At 72.4% G+C, this 18,296-nt stretch carries 17 protein-coding genes and 1 pseudogene; 5 read left to right on the forward strand and 13 right to left on the reverse strand.

What is annotated here, in order from left to right; genetic code table 11:
* Positions 1-39: 39 nt before the first annotated feature.
* Together proP and ACZ41I_RS02550 are read right to left on the reverse strand one after the other, a co-directional pair.
* Positions 40-1,419 carry a glycine betaine/L-proline transporter ProP gene (gene proP, locus ACZ41I_RS02545; protein ID WP_363217857.1) on the reverse strand — a complete coding sequence of 460 codons (1,380 nt, stop codon included), beginning with the start codon at positions 1,417-1,419 and terminating at the stop codon, positions 40-42.
* A 259-nt stretch (positions 1,420-1,678) separates the two neighbouring features.
* The gene (locus ACZ41I_RS02550) at positions 1,679-2,848 is read right to left on the reverse strand and encodes a steroid 3-ketoacyl-CoA thiolase (RefSeq protein ID WP_363217858.1); all 1,170 of its coding nucleotides are present in this window, start codon (positions 2,846-2,848) and stop codon (positions 1,679-1,681) included.
* A 204-nt stretch (positions 2,849-3,052) separates the two neighbouring features.
* Between ACZ41I_RS02550 and ACZ41I_RS02555 the strand changes: the two genes are divergently transcribed.
* On the forward strand, positions 3,053-4,288 hold the full coding sequence (locus ACZ41I_RS02555; RefSeq protein ID WP_468512985.1) for a cytochrome P450: 1,236 nt from the start codon (positions 3,053-3,055) through the stop codon (positions 4,286-4,288).
* A gap of 73 nt (positions 4,289-4,361) precedes the next feature.
* On the opposite strand, the gene ACZ41I_RS02560 is transcribed toward ACZ41I_RS02555, so the two are convergent.
* The 7 genes from ACZ41I_RS02560 to ACZ41I_RS02590 all read right to left on the reverse strand — a co-directional run bounded on the left by ACZ41I_RS02560 (position 4,362) and on the right by ACZ41I_RS02590 (position 11,487).
* Positions 4,362-5,063, reverse strand: a complete 702-nt coding sequence (locus ACZ41I_RS02560; protein ID WP_468512986.1) for a YoaK family protein — start codon at positions 5,061-5,063, stop codon at positions 4,362-4,364.
* Positions 5,064-5,154: 91 nt separating this feature from the next.
* Entirely contained in the window at positions 5,155-5,568 is a 414-nt protein-coding gene (locus tag ACZ41I_RS02565) for an aggregation-promoting factor C-terminal-like domain-containing protein (RefSeq protein ID WP_363219105.1), read from the reverse strand.
* 332 nt (positions 5,569-5,900) lie between these two features.
* Positions 5,901-6,737, reverse strand: coding sequence for an ECF transporter S component (locus ACZ41I_RS02570; RefSeq protein ID WP_363219104.1), 837 nt, complete (start codon positions 6,735-6,737; stop codon positions 5,901-5,903).
* Complete coding sequence (locus ACZ41I_RS02575) at positions 6,734-8,536, reverse strand: ABC transporter ATP-binding protein (protein WP_468512987.1); 1,803 nt, start codon at positions 8,534-8,536, stop codon at positions 6,734-6,736. Before ACZ41I_RS02575 ends, ACZ41I_RS02570 begins: the two co-directional genes overlap by 4 nt.
* A complete protein-coding gene (locus tag ACZ41I_RS02580; RefSeq protein WP_468512988.1) occupies positions 8,533-9,654 on the reverse strand; it encodes a CbiQ family ECF transporter T component in 1,122 nt (373 codons plus the stop codon). Before ACZ41I_RS02580 ends, ACZ41I_RS02575 begins: the two co-directional genes overlap by 4 nt.
* Positions 9,641-10,282, reverse strand: a complete 642-nt coding sequence (locus tag ACZ41I_RS02585; protein ID WP_363219101.1) for an SCO2322 family protein — start codon at positions 10,280-10,282, stop codon at positions 9,641-9,643. Before ACZ41I_RS02585 ends, ACZ41I_RS02580 begins: the two co-directional genes overlap by 14 nt.
* Complete coding sequence (locus ACZ41I_RS02590) at positions 10,279-11,487, reverse strand: prenyltransferase/squalene oxidase repeat-containing protein (protein ID WP_468512989.1); 1,209 nt, start codon at positions 11,485-11,487, stop codon at positions 10,279-10,281. Before ACZ41I_RS02590 ends, ACZ41I_RS02585 begins: the two co-directional genes overlap by 4 nt.
* 344 nt (positions 11,488-11,831) lie before the next feature.
* Between ACZ41I_RS02590 and ACZ41I_RS02595 the strand changes: the two are divergent.
* Positions 11,832-12,110, forward strand: a pseudogene (locus ACZ41I_RS02595) (phosphotransferase); the annotation flags it as partial.
* 107 nt (positions 12,111-12,217) lie between these two features.
* Here the strand turns inward: ACZ41I_RS02595 and ACZ41I_RS02600 are convergent.
* Entirely contained in the window at positions 12,218-13,069 is an 852-nt protein-coding gene (locus tag ACZ41I_RS02600) for a hypothetical protein (protein WP_399772127.1), read from the reverse strand.
* Positions 13,070-13,337: 268 nt separating this feature from the next.
* Between ACZ41I_RS02600 and ACZ41I_RS02605 the strand changes: the two genes are divergently transcribed.
* On the forward strand, positions 13,338-13,919 hold the full coding sequence (locus ACZ41I_RS02605) for an XRE family transcriptional regulator (RefSeq protein WP_363219098.1): 582 nt from the start codon (positions 13,338-13,340) through the stop codon (positions 13,917-13,919).
* Positions 13,920-13,942: 23 nt separating this feature from the next.
* Here the strand turns inward: ACZ41I_RS02605 and ACZ41I_RS02610 are convergent, their stop codons facing one another.
* Both ACZ41I_RS02610 and ACZ41I_RS02615 read right to left on the reverse strand, forming a co-directional pair.
* On the reverse strand, positions 13,943-14,392 hold the full coding sequence (locus ACZ41I_RS02610; RefSeq protein ID WP_363219097.1) for a nuclear transport factor 2 family protein: 450 nt from the start codon (positions 14,390-14,392) through the stop codon (positions 13,943-13,945).
* A gap of 87 nt (positions 14,393-14,479) precedes the next feature.
* Positions 14,480-15,508 carry an MBL fold metallo-hydrolase gene (locus tag ACZ41I_RS02615; RefSeq protein WP_468512990.1) on the reverse strand — a complete coding sequence of 343 codons (1,029 nt, stop codon included), beginning with the start codon at positions 15,506-15,508 and terminating at the stop codon, positions 14,480-14,482.
* A gap of 106 nt (positions 15,509-15,614) precedes the next feature.
* Between ACZ41I_RS02615 and ACZ41I_RS02620 the strand changes: the two genes are divergently transcribed.
* Both ACZ41I_RS02620 and ACZ41I_RS02625 read left to right on the forward strand, forming a co-directional pair.
* Positions 15,615-17,066, forward strand: coding sequence for an aldehyde dehydrogenase (locus tag ACZ41I_RS02620; RefSeq protein WP_468512991.1), 1,452 nt, complete (start codon positions 15,615-15,617; stop codon positions 17,064-17,066).
* 2 nt (positions 17,067-17,068) lie between these two features.
* Positions 17,069-17,302, forward strand: coding sequence for a ferredoxin (locus ACZ41I_RS02625; RefSeq protein WP_399771621.1), 234 nt, complete (start codon positions 17,069-17,071; stop codon positions 17,300-17,302).
* Between the two features lie 322 nt (positions 17,303-17,624).
* Here the strand turns inward: ACZ41I_RS02625 and ACZ41I_RS02630 are convergent, their stop codons facing one another.
* A complete protein-coding gene (locus tag ACZ41I_RS02630) occupies positions 17,625-18,281 on the reverse strand; it encodes a TetR family transcriptional regulator (RefSeq protein WP_468513080.1) in 657 nt (218 codons plus the stop codon).
* Positions 18,282-18,296: the final 15 nt, after the last annotated feature.

Raw genomic sequence — 18,296 nt, forward strand, 5'->3', positions numbered from 1 at the left:
GCACCCGCACCCGGCAAGGGCGAGGTACCCCTGCGGCGCTCAGCGGCCTTCCACCGCCGGGGCGGAACCCGGCAACGGCCGTCCCGCCGACTCCGACATCCGCCACACCGCGACACCGCCCACGACAGCCGCCGCCATCATGTAGTACGCGGGCATCATCATGTTCCCCGTCGCCCCGATCAGCGCGGTCACGACCAGCGGAGTCGTCCCGCCGAACAGGGACACGGACACGTTGAACCCGATGGACAGGGACCCGTACCGCACCCGCGTCGGGAAGAGAGCGGGCAGCGCGGCCGGCATGGCCGCCGTGAAGCAGACCAGCAGCAGACCCAGCGCACCCATGCCCAGCGCGACCGCGAGCAGGCTGCCCTGGCGGATCAGCAGCAGGGCCGGGATCGACAGGAACAGGAAGCCCGCACAGCCCGCCGCGATCACCGGGCGGCGGCCGACACGGTCCGTCAGCGCGCCCGCGAAGGGCTGGACGATCATCATCAGGGCCATCACGCCCAGCACGACCAGCAGGCCGTGCATCTCGTCGTACTTCAGCTCACTGGTGAGGTAGCTCGGCATGTACGACAGCAGCATGTAGTCGGTGACGTTGAAGACCAGCACCAGGCCCATGCACAGCAGCAGCGCCTTCCACTGGCCCGCCACCATCTCGCGCAGCGGCACCTTGGGCCGGGCGGCCTCGGCCTTCTCCACCTCCGCCGCGAACGCCGGGGTCTCCTCAAGACGCATCCGCAGGTACAGGCCGATGATGCCCATCGGGCCGGCGATCAGGAACGGGATCCGCCAGCCCCAGGAGAGCAGGTCCGCGGAGGAGAGCAGAGCGGTCATCACGGTGACCAGACCCGCACCGCCGATGTAACCGGCCAGCGTGCCGAACTCCAGCCAGCTGCCGAAGAAGCCGCGCTTCCTGTCCGGGGCGTACTCGGCGATGAAGGTCGACGCGCCCGCGTACTCACCGCCCGTGGAGAACCCCTGCACCAGCCGGGCGGCCAGGAGCAGCAGCGGGGCGCCCACACCGATCGACGCGTACGACGGGATCAGGCCGATCGCGAACGTACCCACCGCCATCATGATCATCGTGAGGGCGAGGACCTTCTGGCGGCCCACGCGGTCGCCCAGCGGGCCGAAGACCATGCCACCGAGCGGCCGGACCAGGAACGCCGCCGCGAAGGCGCCGAACGTCGACAGCAGCTGGGCGGTCGGGTTGCCGGACGGGAAGAACACCTTGCCCAGCGTGACCGCGATGTAGCTGTAGACGCCGAAGTCGAACCACTCCATCGCGTTGCCGAGCGCCGCGGCCTTCACGGCGCGCCTGACGAGCGCGGGGTCGGTGACGGTGACGTCGCGGGCCTGCGTGGCCGGGCGGGTCTTCAGGGACGGGGACGGGGATACGGCTGTGGCGGTCGCCAAAACGGGGCTCGCCTACCTTTCGACGGGGACAGGGCGCGGTCCGTACGGCGACGCTGCCGGAAAACGGGCCGAAAGTGACCATAGGCGGCGTTCGGCACCTCACGTGACGTACGCGAGTCGCTGCACACTGCAGCTGAATGGGCCTTACGCAGGTACGTCTCCCCGCTCCCGGCGAGGCATTCCGCCCTTCCGCTGTGATGCTTCTCGCGCCCGGACGGGCAACCGGCGTGCCGCGCGGAGGGCGGCATTCCCCGGCAACCTACAACCGCTGAATGATCGTCCCGGTCGCCAGCCCGCCGCCCGCGCACATGGTGATCAGTGCGCACTCCTTGTCCGTGCGCTCCAGCTCGTGCAGGGCGGTGGTGATCAGGCGGGCCCCTGTCGACCCCACCGGGTGGCCCAGGGCGATCGCACCACCATTCACGTTGACCTTGTCCAGGTCCTGTTCGAAGACCTGGGCCCAGCTCAGCACCACCGACGCGAACGCCTCGTTGATCTCCACGAGGTCGATGTCCCTCAACGACATCCCCGCCTTGCCCAGCACCGCGCGCGTCGCGTCGATCGGCCCGTCCAGATGGAAGTGCGGGTCGGCTCCGACCAGCGCCTGGGCGACAATCCGTGCCCTCGGCTTCAGTTTCAGCGCCCGCGCCATCCGCTTCGAGGCCCACATGATCGCCGCCGCCCCGTCCGAGATCTGCGACGAGTTGCCCGCCGTATGGACCGCCGTGGGCATCACCGGCTTCAACCCCGCCAGCGCCTCCAGGGACGTGTCCCGTAGCCCCTCGTCCTTGTCCACGAGCCGCCACATGCCCTGACCGGCGTACTGCTCCTCCTCGGTGGTCGGCACCTGCACGGCGAACGTCTCGCGCTTGAAGCGTTCCTCCGCCCAGGCCAGCGCCGCCCGTTCCTGCGACAGCAACCCCAGCGTGTCCACGTCCTGCCTGGTCAACCCCCGGTGCCGCGCGATCCGCTCCGCCGCCTCGAACTGATTCGGCAGGTCGACGTTCCATTCGTCGGGAAACGGTTTGCCCGGACCGTGCTTCGAGCCCGACCCCAGCGGGACCCGGCTCATCGCCTCGACCCCGCAGCTGATGCCGACGTCGATCACGCCTGCCGCGACCATGTTGGCCACCATGTGCGAGGCCTGCTGTGAGGAGCCGCACTGGCAGTCGACGGTCGTGGCGGCCGTCTCGTACGGCAGTCCCATGGTCAGCCAGGCCGTGCGCGCGGGGTTCATGGACTGTTCGCCGGCGTGGGTGACCGTGCCGCCGACGATCTGCTCGACCGCGTCGGCGGGGATGCCGGTGCGGCCGAGGAGTTCACGGTAGGTCTCGCCCAGGAGGTAGGCGGGGTGCAGGTTGGCTAGCGCGCCGCCGCGCTTGCCGATGGGGGTGCGTACGGCTTCGACGATCACGGGTTCGGCGGCCATGGGTGCGGGTCCTCTCCGAGAGGGCTCTCCTCCAGAACTAGTACGCGTTCTAGTTCTCAGTGCAGTCTGCTGACGTGATGTCCATCACCGCAAGGGTCTTGCAGGGGATTGAGGGCGTCGCGCCTCTTGCCACTTGTAGAACCCGTTACTACGGTCGCGGCAATTCGCTGATGGACCGTCAGGACTTATCGACGGGAGCCGCCGATGCACTGCCCCGCGCTGCCCGACGGGTTCGACTTCACCGACCCCGATCTGTTGCACCACCGCGTGCCCTTCCCCGAGTTCGCCGAGCTGCGCCGCACCGAGCCGGTCCGCTGGATCCCGCAGCCGCACGGCGTCGCGGGCTTCGCCGACACCGGCTACTGGGCCGTCACCCGGCACGCCGACGTCAAGTACGTCTCCACGCACCCGGAACTCTTCTCCTCCACCGTCAACACCGCGATCATCCGCTTCAACGAGCACATCCGGCGCGACGCGATCGACGCCCAGCGGCTGATCCTGCTCAACATGGATCCCCCGGAACATACGCGGGTGCGGCAGATAGTGCAGCGCGGCTTCACGCCACGTTCCATACGCGCCCTGGAGCAGCGGCTCCGCGCGCGTGCGGAGGCGATCGTCGCGGGAGCCCGGGCCCGCTCCGGCCCGTTCGACTTCGTCACCGAGGTCGCCTGCGAGCTGCCCCTGCAGGCCATCGCCGAGCTGATCGGCGTGCCCCAGGAGGACCGGTCCAAGATCTTCGACTGGTCCAACAAGATGATCGCCTACGACGATCCCGAGTACGCCATCACCGAGGAGGTCGGCGCGCAGTCTGCCGCCGAGATCATCGCCTACGCGATGAACATGGCCGCCGAGCGCAAGAAGTGCCCGGCCCATGACATCGTCACGACCCTCGTCGCGGCGGAGGACGAGGGCAACCTCAACTCCGACGAGTTCGGCTTCTTCGTGCTGATGCTGGCGGTGGCCGGCAACGAGACGACCCGCAACGCCATCACGCACGGGATGCACGGCTTCCTCACCCACCCCGGCCAGTGGGACCTTTTCAAGCGAGAGCGCCCGGCCACCGCGGCCGAGGAGATCGTGCGCTGGGCGACCCCGGTCAACGCCTTCCAGCGGACGGCCACCCAGGACACGGAACTGGGCGGGGTCCGGATCAGGGAGGGCGACCGCGTCGGCCTCTTCTACGCCTCGGCCAACCATGACCCCGAGGTCTTCACCGATCCCGACGCCTTCGACATCACCCGGGACCCCAATCCCCACCTGGGCTTCGGCGGAGGCGGCCCGCACTATTGCCTCGGCAAGTCCCTCGCGATCCTGGAGATCGACCTGATCTTCAACGCGATCGCCGACACGATGCCGGGCCTGCGGCTCGCCGACGCCCCGCGCCGGCTGCGCTCGGCCTGGATCAACGGCGTCAAGGAACTCCGGGTCACCGCCGGCTGACCAGGGCCGTCGTCCCGTCCCGAGGCAGGCACTCCGGGTCGGAGCTCGCGACCGGGCCCGCGGCGGATACGGCTCACTCCCGGCCGGACGTCACCACCGCCAGCACGCCCGACGCCCCCGCCGCGACCAGCAGGGGAATGCCCAGGCCATGATGGAGGACCAGCCATGCGCCCAGGCAGGCGCCGGTGAGCATCGCGATCACCGCGGCCGTGCGGCGCGGCGAGCGGTGACCGGTGGCGGCGCCCAGCCGGGACTCGGCGGCCAGGCCGGTCAGGGTCATGGTCAGGACCGTGGTGGTGGTGAGGGCGGCGACGCCCAGTTTGCGGACGGTCGCGTTGCGCAGGCCCATCGCGAACGCCGTCAGGGCGATCAGGGCGTAACGGGTGCCGGTAGTGCCCGGCCAGACGAACGCCACCGCCGCCGAGGCGCCGACCAGGACCGCCTCCGAGGCCAGGGTCAGGCGGGTCCACCGGCGCCGGGAGCCGGCCGCGGCATGGGCCGTCACCCGCCCGCCCGCCACCGCGCCGAGCAGGAAGCACGCCAGCGAGGTCGCCGTGTGCGGGACGGAGAAGCCGGGCGCGCCGGCGGCCGCGAAGCCCAGGACGACCACGTTGCCGGTCATGTTGGCCGTGAAGACCCGGCCCAGGCCGAGATAGCCGACAGCGTCGATCAGACCGCTGACCGCGGTCAGGGCCAGCAGCACGACGACCAGCCGCAGCCCGCGCACCTCGGGGTCGTACGACGGTGCGGCCGCTGCTTCCTCCGCTGCGCTCACCGCTCCAGTGGACCATGCGGCGCAGGTGAGGGAACGCCGAAGGCGGCGGCCCGGGAGCGGGTCGCCGCCTTCGGAGGCTTTGGGTGTCGGCTCAGTACCAGCCGTTGGCCTGCCAGAAGCTCCAGGCCTTGGCCGGGCTGCCGTAGCGGGAGTTCATGTAGTCCAGGCCCCACTTGATCTGGGTGGCCGGGTTGGTCTTCCAGTCGGCACCGGCCGAGGACATCTTCGAACCCGGCAGGGCCTGCACCAGGCCGTACGCGCCGGAGGAGCTGTTGGTGGCGGTCGGGTTCCAACCGCTCTCCCGCTCGACGATCTTGCTGAACGCGTTGAACTGCGCGGCGTCCGGGATCATCTTGTGCGCGATCGCCTGAGCGGAGGAGGCCGAGGCGGGCGCGGCCTGGGCGGGTGCCGCGGACAGCGCCATACCGGCGGTGGCGGCGGCCACGGCGGCGGCGGTGAGGGCCTTCTTCGGGGAAGCGATGCGGCGGATGAAGGAGACGGACACGGAGAACCTCTTGCGTCGGGGACAGGGGATCGCCCGCATGGGACGGACCACGCGCTGTGGCCGCATGCGTCGGCGCCGCGGCCCTGAGGGCTCGTGGCGCCTGGCGACGTCGTCCAGACAAGCAGGCGCGAAGTCGGTCCGCAATGACCCCTTTTACTAGTTGTGGCCGGATCGGCCGGAATCATCCGCCGTGTGGCGTGGCTCTCAAAGTGCAGGTCAGCGGGGGTGCACGAAAGGAAGTATCGGACATTTGGGACTACGGTCCCGCATCGTAGGTGACCTGCGTCATGTGGGGTGCTTCACCGACTCGCTCACCACGCGGAGACGGGAACTCACCGACCGTGCTCGCCGAATGTGACCGCGGTCTCGAAGGCGGCCCGCCGGGTGGCCCGGCGCAGCGCGCGCAGCACGGCCGGTCCGAGCGCGAGGGTCAGCGCCACCGTGCAGACGGCCCGGCCCAGGTCCCAGCCGAGCGAGGTGGCCAGGCAGTAGGCGAGGAAACGGGCCAGGTTGGCCGGGACGGAGACATGCGCGTCGAAGGAGATGTTCGAGGCGGAGGCACCCATGAACGGCCAGCCCGCCAGATTCATGACCGTGCCGTAGGCGAAGGCGGCGAGGAAGCCGTAGCCGGCCAGCAGCAGCAGTTCCCCGCGTCCCCGCAGCCGCACGGGCCCCGGCAGCAGCCCCGCGCCCATCGTGAACCAGCCCATCGACAGCATCTGGAACGGCAGCCACGGCCCGACCCCGCCCGTGAGCAGGGCGGACGCGAACATCGTCACCGAGCCCAGGGTGAAGCCGAAGCCGGGGCCCAGCACCCGCCCGCTGAGCACCATCAGGAAGAACATCGGCTCGACCCCGGCCGTCCCCGCGCCGATCGGGCGCAGCGCGGCCCCGGTCGCGGCCAGCACACCCAGCATGGCCACGGCCTTCGGCCCGAGATCCGATTCGGAGATCGTCGCCGCCACCACCGCGACCAGCAGCACCAGCAGGCCCGCGAAGAGCCAGGGCGCGTCCTGGGCATGGGCGCTCAGCTGCGAGGTGGGCGGGGCGAGGAAGGGCCAGCAGAAGGCGGCCACGCCGACCGCGCTGACCAGCGCCAGCGCGGCGAGCGAACGGGGGCCGAGCCGGACGGCGTGCAGCCGTGCGGCACCCGGCCGTGCGGCGCTCATCCGAGGGCCTCCCGTACCTGGGCCACGGTGAGCCACTGCTGCGGGGCGAGGATCTTCGTCACCTGCGGCGCGAAGGACGGTGAGGAGACGACGATCTGCGCCGTCGGCCCGTCCGCGATCACCTCGCCCTCGGCGAGCAGCACCACCCGGTGCGCCGTCTCGGCCGCCAGCTCCACGTCATGCGTGGCCAGCACGATCGCGTGCCCCTCGGCGGCGAGCCCGCGCAGCACGGTCACCAGGCGGGCCTTGGCCGCGTAGTCGAGGCCGCGTGTCGGCTCGTCGAGCAGCAGCAGGGGCGGCCGGGCGGTCAGTACGACGGCGAGGGCGAGCGCGAGGCGCTGGCCCTCGGACAGGTCGCGGGGGTGGGTGTCGTCCGTGATCCCCGGCACCAGCTCGGACACCAGGGCCCGGCAGGTGCCGGGCTCGGCCCCCGCGTCCCGGTCGGCCGCCGCGCACTCGTCGGCGACCGTGTCGGCGTAGAGGAGGTCCCGTGGCTCCTGGGGGACCAGGCCGACGCGGCGGACGAGGTCGCGGGGGGAGGCGAGGTGGGGGGTGACCGTACCGACGGTGACGGTGCCGGAGGTGGGAGTCACGAGTCCGACCAGGGAGCTGAGCAGGGTGGACTTTCCGGCGCCGTTGCGGCCCATGAGGGCGATGGTCTCGCCGGGAGCCACCGTCAGGTCGACGCGCCGGAGGGCGTCTGTGCGGGCGCGGCGGACGGAGAGGGAGCGGACTTCGGCGATGTGCGTCCGCCGGGCTTCTGCGGTGGGGGCGGGACGGCGCCGGAACCGGAGGCGGCGCCCTGTGCCGGTGCGGGCCGGGGGCTGGTCCGCCTGCGGGCGCTCGCGGGGTGCCGCGCCTCCGCGCTCGACGGGGCCGCAGTTCCCCGGGAGCGTGGGGCTGTATCCGATGTGCGGCTGTCGCCGCGTGGGCGCGACCGGCCCCCGCGTCCCCGCACCCGAAGCGGCATGTGCGCCCACGGCTGCGGCCAGGCGTTCCCTCAGGTCCCCGGCGCGGCGGCGGGCGTCTCTCACGGTGAGGGGCAGCGGGGACCAGCCCGCCAGTCGTCCCAGGTCCACCACCGGCGGGAACACGGGGGAGACGGCCATCACCTCGGCCGGGGTGCCGACGACCGGCGCTTCGCCGGGGCCGGGCAGGAGGACCACGCGGTCGGCGTACTGGATCACGCGTTCCAGGCGGTGCTCGGCCATCAGGACCGTCGTGCCCAGGTCGTGCACCAGACGCTGGAGCACCGCCAGGACCTCCTCCGCCGCGGCCGGGTCCAGTGCCGAGGTCGGCTCGTCCAGGACCAGCACCTGCGGGTGGGCGGTGAGCACGGAGCCGATCGCGACGCGCTGTCGCTGCCCTCCGGAGAGGGTGGCGATGGGGCGGCCGCGCAGTCCGGCGAGGCCCAGCAGGTCGAGGGTCTCCTCCACCCGGCGCCGCATCACCTCCGGGGCGAGCCCCAAGGACTCCATGCCATAGGCGAGTTCGTCCTCCACGGTGTCGGTCACGAAGTGCGCGAGCGGATCCTGCCCCACCGTGCCGACCACATCGGCGAGTTCACGCGGCTTGTGGGTGCGGGTGTCCCGGCCGGCCACCGTGACGCGGCCGCGCAGGGTGCCGCCGGTGAAGTGCGGCACCAGACCGCTCACCGCGCCGAGCACCGTCGACTTGCCCACCCCCGACGGGCCGACGAGCAGCACCAGTTCGCCCTCCGGAACCTCGAAGCCGACGCGCTGGACGGTGGGTTCGGCCGCACCGTCGTACGTCACGCTGACATCCTCGAAGCGGATCACGACGGCTCCTTGGGGGCCTGGGGTACGACGACGGCGGGGAGGAGGGCGAGAAGGACCGCCGCGGCGGGCCACAGGGGGAGCGTGGGGGCGGTCAGGGGGACGACACCGGGGTGCAGGGACTCCGGGTCGCGGGCCGAGGCGAGCGTGAGCAGCGCGGCGACGGCGACACCGGAGCCGGCGACCAGCCAGGCCCGCGCGTCCCACGGGTCCGGCCGGTACCGGGTGCGCGGCGAACGCCGGCCGCCGAGCCTGAGACCCGCGAGCGCGGCGGCGACACCGGCGAGCAGCAGCGGGACGCCGTACGCGCCGCCCTCCGCGGTGAGCAGCCCATAGGTGCCGGCGCACACGCCGAGCAGGCCGCCGAGGGTGAGCGCGGCCGTCGTACGGCGGACACCGGCGGGGACCTCGGCGGTGCGGCCGTAGCCACGGGCCTCCATCGCGGCGGCGAGCGCGACCGAGCGTTCCAACGCGCCCTCCAGGACCGGTAGCCCGACCTGCAGCAGACCGCGCAGGCCCCGGTCCGGGCGGCCGCGCAGGCGGCGGGCGGCGCGCAGGCGCTGGACGTCGGCGATGAGGTGCGGCGCGAAGGTGAGGGCGACGACCACGGCGACGCCGGCCTCGTACAGCGCGCCGGGCAGGGATTTCAGCAGCCGGGTGGGACTGGCGAGCGCGTTCGCCGCGCCGACGCAGATCAGCAGGGTGGCCAGCTTCAGCCCGTCGTAGGCGGCGAAGACGAGCGCCTCGGCGGTGACCTTGCCGCCCAGGTGGATGCCCTGTGCCCAGTGCGGCAGCGGGACTTCGGGCAGGGTGAGGAGGGTGTGGGTGCCGGGGATCGGGGAGCCGAGCGCCATCGCGAAGAGGAGGCGGACGAGGAGGACGGCGAGGGCGACTCTCGCGAAGGCCGTGTAGGCGTGGGAGGTGGGGGTGGTGGTGCGGTGGGTTGCCACGACGTAGGCGGAGGCGGATATGAGGAGGGCGAGGAGAAGGGGGTTGGTGGTGCGGGTGGCGGCGGTACCGAGGCTCAACGACCAGAGCCACCAGGCACCGGGGTGAACAGCGGCAGGCTGCGCCCGGTGAGAGCGACCAGCCACGGACGGGCCGCGGTCAACCGGAGACATTTCGCCGCCGTCGGGACTGCCACACCGCCGCGCCTGCCAGCAGGGCGACGACACCCGCGCCGATCGGCAGACCCAGCGAGGGGCCGCTCGACGAACCGCCGCTCTGTTCCGGTGCCTTCCGGCCGGCGGCCACCTGCTCCCCGCAGCCCCTCTTCGGATAGCCGGCGATCGCACACAACAGCGCGTTGGAGTCGTAGCGCAGCGGCTTGGCCACCGCGGCCAGCGCGTCCGCCGTCGTCGCGTCGGCGGACACCCGCGCGCACGCCGTACGACGCGCCGGCGGTGTCTCGCCGGACGGTGCGTCCGCGGCGGTGCCGAAGTCGAGGACCAGGGCCACCCGCTTCGTACCGGACGTGGCGGGCGTCGCCGCGCAGATCGTGCCGAAGTCCGTCGCGCCGCGCGGCCGGTTCGCGTCCGCCGAGTCCGCGCTCACCGCGAAACGGAAGCCCTCCACGGCGCCGTCGTCGGGACGGGCCGTCGACGGGCCCTGCGTGGCGTACGTCCAGTGTCCGCCGGTCCGCTCCCAGAAGGACCAGTAGCGGTAGCCGACGGCGTGCGCCTGCCCGGCCCCGGCCAGCAGGACGAGCACGGCGCCCAGCAGGCTCGCGGCGCGGCGGACCGCGGTCACGGCTGCTGCTTCTTCCGGCCGCTGATCAGGAAGCCGACGCCGATGCCCGCGACGAGGCAGACGCCGACGAACCACCAGACACCGAAGCTCGAACCGCTGTCGGACTTCGTCTTCTGCTTCTGCTCGGTCGCCATCTGCGGGGCGGGCCCCAGCTCGTTGAGGGACCGGACCAGGCTCGTGCCGGCGAAGTCACCCGGCTGTGCGCCGACCGCGTGCGCGGCGAGGATCAGCTGGGCGTACGCCGCCGGACCGCTCTGCGCCGCCCACTGGGAGGCGTTCTTCTCCAGCCAGGCGTACGACGCCTTCGCCTGCTCGGTGCGCCCGTCCGCGGCGAGCGCGACGACCGCGTCGGCCGTGTTGCCGAAGTCCGGCCGGTCCTTGGCGCCGGGCAGCACGGACTGCAGGTGGCCGGTCTTGGCGACGGCCGCCGCCAGATACGCGCCGGCGTTGTCCGCGACCTGCGCGGGGCCGGGGTGGCCGGCCCGGCTGCAGGCGGCGTGCGCGGGCGCCTTGCCGGCCTGCACGACGAACCCCTTGCCGAGCGCGCCGAGCACCCCGGCCGCCGTCGCGTCCGCGTTGGCGGCCGGCTTGCCCTTCTTGTCCGGCTGGAAGGCGAGGGCACCGCCGCCGTCCTGGTCGCAGGGCACGGACATGGCGGCCAGCAGGTCGTAGGGGGACTTGCCGCCGGTGCGCACCCGAGCGGGGTCCTGGCCGACCGCGGCGAACGCGCCGATGACGACGCTGGTGGAGTTGGTGTCGCTCGCGCCGCCCGGCGAGTACCCCCAGCCGCCGTCCTTGTTCTGTGCGTTCGTCAGCCAGACCAGGGCCTTGCGGACCTGCGCGTCGTGCCCCCCGACGGCCTGCAGCGCCTGGACGGCGGCGGCCGTGCTGTTGGTGTCCACCATGACCTTGCCGTCGCAGGCCTTGTCCGGGGTGGCGCGGAACGCGGCGAACGCGCCGTTGCCGCACTGCTGCCCGGCCAGCCAGTCGACGGCCGAGGCGGCCGGCCGGTAGCCGAGGGTCCGCTGGGCGACCAGCGTCAGCGACTGGCGCCACACACCGTCGTAGGTCGGGTCGGACGTGCCGTACAGCCCGGACGGGATCGCGACCTTGGGCGACGGGGACGGGCCGGCGGCCATGGCGGGTGCGGCGGCGGCCAGCACGCCTACGGCGGCGAGAGCCGCGGCACTGCGGCGGACGTTCATGGTCGGCGACTGCCTCTCCCTGCAGGGAGCCGGGCAGCGCGCGGGTGGCCCCGGGCGGCTCGGCTCCGTAAACCTCGACGGTGCCGTGCGCGGCGGGCGGCCGACGCACGCAAGCCGGTCAACGTGCCGTACGGGGCAGTCCGGCTCACCGCGAACAGCGGCTCACGGATGGGGGTCGGCGCCGGAATTGCACCGGCTTCCCCCCGTACGGGTGTGATGACGACCCCGCCACTTTACCGGCAGCCTTCAGCGCCCTGAGGAGTGGCTGTGGGCACAGGACAGCGGTGACCAGGGTCACGGCCATGACGGAGACGGGGAGACTGCTGGGGTAGGGCCGTTCGGCCGATGTGTACGAGGTCGACGACGCCTGGGTCCTGCGCCGGGACCGCGACGGCCGGGGGGACGCGGCAGCCGCGTGCGCCGTGATGGCATACGTACGTCGGCACGGCTGTCCCGCGCCACGGGGGCGACCCACCGGCTCACGCACCGATCTGACGCTGAAAAGCCTGTCCGGCCCGACGCTGCTGACCGCCCCCGGCGAGGGCCGGGTCGGCGCGGCGGAGGCCGGCACCCTGCTCGCCTCGCTGCTGCGGCGACTGCACGCCGTACCGGGCCGGGTCGCGGCGGCGCAGGGCGGCCAACCCGACGATGACGCCGAGGGAGCTGGAGCTCCTCGAAGAGGCCGAGCACGTCATACGAGCGGTGGGGCAACTGTCTTGAGGGGGGCGGGCTACGCCGCGTCGAAGGCCCGTTCGCACTCCAGGGCATCCGCGCCCTCGACGACCCAGTACTCCCGCGAGGCCCGTCGGCAGGCGCCGTCGGCGAACCGGATCGCCGCCGCCCGCTGCCGCGTAGGTGTCACTTCAGGCACCGCCCCGCACGCGAGCGCCAGCGTCGCCCCCACCAGATCCACTCCCGTCGCCCGTTCCACCAGCCACGGAATCAGATCACCCGGCAGATGCGGAGCGACCGCGGTCACCCGCGGCCCTCGCCCGGTCAGCCGCAGGCTCACATGCGCGACGGTGTGGGTGAGACCCAGCGCCCGTACCGCCCGTTGCACGCTCTGCCGGAGAAACGGGTTGTGCAGCAGGGCGTCATGAGCATGGACGGAATGCCCCAGCGACGTCGTACGGGTCAGCGCGGTGATGCGGACCTCGTCGTCCAGGACGACGGTCTCGGCGGACACCAGTGGCCCCTCCGTGTCCTCCGGTCCCGTGGGCACCACCCGGTTGCGGAGCAACAGCGCCCGTAAGGCCGGCGGATCGGCGCAGACGGCGGCCGTCTCGTACGGCAGGCCCGGCAGGCCGAGCCGTCCGGCGATCCGCGCGGCCACGGCCAGGTGTGCCCTGCTCCAGGTCAGCACGCCGGCGACCGGATGCCGGGCGGCGTACCGCGCCACCGTCTCGGCGGTCTCCGCCTCCCGTGCCGGGTCGGCCTGGAGATGGCCGGACAGGAACGGCCGCGCCCAGCCGGGCACCGAGCTGTCGGCCAGCACCACCGGGCGTACGGCGGCGATCCGTGCCAGCGGGTATCCGCCGTGTGCGGCCCGGCCGGCCCCGAGCAGAAGGACGGGCTGCGGCATCGGCGCACCACCTTCGCAGGAGGAGCGGGACAGAGAAACACCCCGGATGCCGCTCCCCCATAGACGGCACCCGGGGCGGGTCTAGGGCACCCGGGCGGGTCGCATCTTGCTCTCTGTGTCGTGATCCTCACCCGTCGCACCCTCAACTGTCAACGATTACTGCCATCTTCAGCAGGAAGCGTTGTCGCGTCTGGTCGGCGAACGAGTGACCGGGTAGCCTCGCCGTCAGCCCAGCCACCGAACGGACGACACGCCAGGGGGGACCTCGGTGAGTGACGCCTACGCCTCGCTGGCCGCTGTCCTGGACCGGCTCGGCGAGCTGACCGGCAGGCCCGGCCGGCTGCCGGAAGTCCTCGATGTGGCCGATCTGTCCCATCGCACGGGCATCCCCGTGAACGTCGTCGTCGAACTGCTCGCCGGCGGGCGGGCGACGGAGACCTCTCTGGCCGGGCGGGTGCGCCAGCGGCTGGACTTCATCCGCGAGACCCGGCGCCGGCCCGACGGCAAGCGGTACTCGCTGGACGAGCTGGCGAGGATCGCCGGAACCAGCCGGCAGTGGCTGAGCGAATGGCGCAAGAGCGGGATGCCGGGACTGCAGCACACCGACCGGCTGCGCCGCTTCTTCGGCCTGCCCGCCGGCTTCTTCACCGCCGACGAACCGGAGGCGCTGCAGGAGGCGTTGCGCCCGGTGCTGCAGTGTCTGGAGGCCGAGGCGGACCCGCTGGTGCGGTTGCGTGAGAGCGGTCTCGTCCGGCTCGCCGCCCGCGCCCCGCAGATGAACGCACGGCAGCTCGCCACGCTCGCCGACCTCGCCGAGATGATCATTACGGCGGAGCGCGGACACGGCTGAGCCCAACCGGCCCGCATCGGTCCTCAGCCGACCTTCGGGGTGTCGCCGGCGAAGGGCAGGTGCAGGGTGCGGGAGGCGATCAGCCAGTTGCCGTCGACCCGGCGGAACGTGTCCTCGTAGTGCCCCACCTGGACGGGCGGCCCGGCGGGGACCATGCCGCCCGCGTATCCGTCGACCCGGTACGTCGAGAAGTACGACACGGCCCTGGCCGTGGTCCAGTCGGTCACCGTGACCAGGACGTTGGACATCAGGCGGCGCGAGAGCCGGTCGGCGGGGCGGGAGCCGAAGTACGACCGCAGCGCCTGCCGGCCCTCGATCCGGCGCCCGTCCCCCGGCGGGGGCCACTCCCAGCTGCCGTCCTCGGTGAACAGCTCGGCCACGGAAGCCGGTTCACCGAGGTCGAGCCGGTGGACGAAGTCGATGATCAGGCGCTCGCAGGCGTGCTGGGCGACGAGACTGCGCAAAGGGTCCATGCGCCCATCCAATAGGGACGCCCCGGGCGAGGCGACCGGATTGCACCGCGAGGTACGCCCGAGGTACGTCAGGGGTTCGTCACCGGATCACACCGCGAGGTAGGCCACCGGCTCGCTCCCCGTCACCGGCTCCGCGCGGCCCTGCTTCACCAGGCGGCGCAGATGGGACTCGGCCTCGGAGACCGCGATGTTCCGGGAGCCGTAGGGGATCTGGGCCCACGGGCGGTTCCACTCCATGCGCTCGGCGAGCTGCCAGGGGGTGAGCGGCTCGGCGAGCAGGGCGAGCAAGCCGGCCAGGCGCTCCTCGTGGTGGTCGAGCAGCTCGCGTACCCGGCCGGTCGCGTCGGTGAAGGCGTGCTGGTGTGCGGGCAGCACCTCGGCGGGGGCGAGCCGGCCGATCCGCTCCAGGGAGTCGAGATAGTCGCCGAGGGGATCGGTCACGGTCGTGTCGTCGGGATCCTCGTACAGACCGATGTGCGGGGTGATCCGCGGGAGCAGGTGATCACCGCTGAACAGGCGGCCGTTTCCGGTGAGCCGGGCGGGGTGCTCCTCCTCCAGGTGCAGACAGACGTGGCCGGGGGTGTGGCCCGGGGTCCAGATCGCGCGCAGCCTGCGGCCGGGCAGGTCGAGGAGTTCGCCGGGGACGATCTCCCGGTCCGGCAGGGCGGGGGAGAGGCCGGGCAGGGTCCGGGGGACGCCGGGGGCGCGTAGCGGTGCGAGGTGCTCCTCCGGAGCGCCGGCCGCCGCGAGTTTGGCGCTCATGTATGTGAACCAGCGCTCGGGCGGGGCCTGCCGGGTGCGCCGTACGACCGCGGTGTCGGCGGCGTGCATCGCCACCCATGCGCCGGAGGCCTCGCGCACCCGGCCGGACAAGCCATGGTGGTCGGGGTGGTGATGGGTGATCACCACCCCGTGGACCTCGCCGGCCGTGGTGCCGCAGGCGCGCAGGCCCTCCGCCAGCGTGTCCCAGGAGCCCGGGTCGTCCCACCCGGTGTCGACCAGCACCGGGCCGCGGTCGGTGTCCACCACGTACACCAGCGTGTGGCCGAGGGGGTTGTCCGGGATGGGAACCGCCACGGACCGTACGCCCCCGCCGTGCTCGAACGTCTGCACCATCAGCCCTCCACCCCTCCGGCCCACGGCCATTGCCCATGGTAACTAGAACTGATATCAGTTCTGAAACAGCGTCAGAAACGTGCGGTGCGGCGGGAGGCGGCAGGCCATGACCGAGCTCGTGGAACACGGACAGCTGTTCATCGGCGGGGAGTTGACCGATCCGCTGGGCGAGGACGTCATCGAGGTGATCTCGCCGCACACCGAGGAGGTCATCGGCCGGGTGCCGCACGCCTGCCGGCAGGACGTGGACCGGGCCGTGGCCGTGGCGCGCCGCGCCTTCGACGAGGGGCCGTGGCCGCGGGCGACGCTCGGGGAGCGGATCGAGGTCGTCACCCGGATCAAGGACGCCATCGCCGCCCGGCACGAGGAGATCGCCCGGGTGATCTCCGCGCAGAACGGCTCCCCGTACTCCTGGAGCGTCCTCGCCCAGGCGCTCGGCGCGATGATGGTGTGGGACGCGGCGATCAGGGTCGCGCGGGACTACACCTACGAGGAGCGCAGGGACGGCGTGCTCGGCCCGATCCTCGTCCGCCGGGAACCGGTCGGTGTCGTCGCCGCCGTGGTCCCCTGGAACGTCCCGCAGTTCGTCGCCGCGGCCAAGCTCGCCCCCGCGCTGCTGGCCGGCTGCACGGTCGTACTCAAGCCGTCCCCCGAGTCCCCGCTGGACGCCTACCTCCTCGGTGAGATCGCCCGCGAGGCCGGTCTGCCCGAGGGCGTCCTCTCCATCCTTCCCGCCGACCGGGAGGTCGGCGAGTACCTGGTCGGGCACCCCGGCATCGACAAGGTCTCCTTCACCGGCTCGGTCGCGGCCGGCAAGCGGGTGATGGAGGTCGCCGCCCGCAACCTCACCCGGGTCACGCTGGAACTGGGCGGAAAGTCGGCGGCGGTCGTCCTGCCGGACGCGGACGTCGAGGCGGCGGTGGCGGGGATCGTCCCGGCGGCCTGGATGAACAACGGGCAGGCCTGCGTGGCCCAGACCCGCATCCTCCTGCCGCGCGCCCGCTACGACGAGTTCGCCGACGCCTTCGCAGCGGCCGCGAGCGCGCTCAGGGTCGGCGACCCGCTGGACCCGGCGACCCAGGTCGGCCCCCTGGTGGCGCAGCGGCAGCAGCGCCGCAACCTCGACTACATCCGCATCGGCCAGGAGGAGGGCGCCAAGATCCTCACCGGGGGCGGCCGGCCGGCGGGCCTGGAGCGGGGCTGGTACGTCGAACCGACCCTCTTCGGCGACGTCGACAACACCATGCGCATCGCCCGCGAGGAGATCTTCGGACCGGTCATCTGCCTGCTGCCGTACGACGACGAACCCGAGGCCGTGAAGATCGCGAACGACTCGGACTACGGTCTGTCCGGCAGCGTGTGGACGGCCGACGCCGAGCACGGCATCGAGGTGGCGAGGCAGGTCCGCACCGGCACCTACTCGGTCAACACCTTCAGCCTGGACATGCTGGGCCCGTTCGGCGGCTACAAGAACTCCGGACTGGGCCGGGAGTTCGGCCCCGAGGGCTTCGGCGCGTACCTCGAACACAAGATGATCCACCTGCCGGCGGGGGCGTGAGCATGGGTGACCGCTGGCACGTCGAGGTCGACCGGTCGCTGTGCATCGGCTCGGCCCAGTGCCTCCACCACGCCCCGCACGCCTTCCGCCTCGACCCGGCCCGCCAGTCCCACCCGGTGGACCCGGACCCCGACGCCGCGGAGCCGATCCTGGAGGCGGCGGAGAGCTGCCCGGTGGAGGCGATCCTGATCACCTTGCTGGAGAGCGGGGAGCCGGTGTTCCCGCCGGAGGACTAGGCCGTCTCCTTCGGACCATGGTCGGCGCTGTTCACGGCGTACGTCGCTTGCCGCTGCTCCTATGATCCGCGCATGAAGTGGCGAGGGGCGGGGGCCGTGTTCAACGCAGTGGGAATATGCGTCATGAGCTGGGGACTGGCAGGGTTGCTGGAGACGGGTTTGTCACGTTCGGCACGGTGACCCCCTTGGCCACACGTCGGTACAGCGTCGCCGCGCAGCGCACAGCACGCAACATCGCCAGGCAGCAGGAGGAACGCCGCCGTGCGCGGCAACGGCGGGCCGAGCGAAGGCAGCAGCGTGGACACTGAGCCGGCGGCGGTGATCACGGATGGGCGCCGGGTTCCGTCAGGTCGATCAGGCGGCACACCGTCTCGATGTCGATCTTCACCTGGGCGATGGAGGCGCGGCCCGAGAGCCAGGTGATCAGGGCCGAGTGCCAGGTGTGCTCGATGACCCGGACCGCCGAGAGCTGCTCGGGCGTGGGGTCGTCCAGGCCCATCGCGTCCAGGATGATCAGGGTGGTCTGGCGGGAGACCTGGTCGACCTCCGGCGAGACACTGCGGTCGGCGAAGGTCAGCGCGCGGACCATCGCGTCGGCCAGGTGCGGCTCGCGCTGGAGCGCGCGGAAGGCGCGCATCAGGGTCTCCGCCACCCGCTCGGCGGCCGTGTCACCCGTCGGCGGCTTCTTGCGCAGCGTGCCGTGCATGTGCTCCAGCTGGTCCTGCATGGTGGCGACCAGCAGGTGCACCTTGGAGGGGAAGTAGCGGTAGAGGGTGCCCAGGGCGACCTGGGAGGACTCGGCCACCTCGCGCATCTGTACGGCGTCGAAACCGCCCCGGCTGGCCAGCTGGGCGCTCGCGTGCAGGATCCGGCGGCGGCGGGCCTGCTGCCGCTCGGTGAGCGACGACGACGAGGGCCGGACCGTACCGGTTTCCCCCTTGGCTCCCACCTTGGATTCCACTTTGGATTCCGTAGGAATGTCCGCAGGCATGGG

It is taken from the genome of Streptomyces sp. NPDC030799 (assembly GCF_055572255.1).

Coding starts and splice junctions, on each gene's coding strand:
- ACZ41I_RS02550 (WP_363217858.1), bottom strand. CDS start 2,848: ATGGCCGCCGAACCCGTGATCGTCGAAGCCGTACGCACCCCCATCGGC.
- ACZ41I_RS02555 (WP_468512985.1), top strand. CDS start 3,053: ATGCACTGCCCCGCGCTGCCCGACGGGTTCGACTTCACCGACCCCGAT.
- ACZ41I_RS02570 (WP_363219104.1), bottom strand. CDS start 6,737: ATGAGCGCCGCACGGCCGGGTGCCGCACGGCTGCACGCCGTCCGGCTC.
- ACZ41I_RS02580 (WP_468512988.1), bottom strand. CDS start 9,654: ATGTCTCCGGTTGACCGCGGCCCGTCCGTGGCTGGTCGCTCTCACCGG.
- ACZ41I_RS02590 (WP_468512989.1), bottom strand. CDS start 11,487: ATGAACGTCCGCCGCAGTGCCGCGGCTCTCGCCGCCGTAGGCGTGCTG.
- ACZ41I_RS02600 (WP_399772127.1), bottom strand. CDS start 13,069: ATGCCGCAGCCCGTCCTTCTGCTCGGGGCCGGCCGGGCCGCACACGGC.
- ACZ41I_RS02610 (WP_363219097.1), bottom strand. CDS start 14,392: ATGGACCCTTTGCGCAGTCTCGTCGCCCAGCACGCCTGCGAGCGCCTG.
- ACZ41I_RS02615 (WP_468512990.1), bottom strand. CDS start 15,508: ATGGTGCAGACGTTCGAGCACGGCGGGGGCGTACGGTCCGTGGCGGTT.
- ACZ41I_RS02620 (WP_468512991.1), top strand. CDS start 15,615: ATGACCGAGCTCGTGGAACACGGACAGCTGTTCATCGGCGGGGAGTTG.
- ACZ41I_RS02625 (WP_399771621.1), top strand. CDS start 17,069: ATGGGTGACCGCTGGCACGTCGAGGTCGACCGGTCGCTGTGCATCGGC.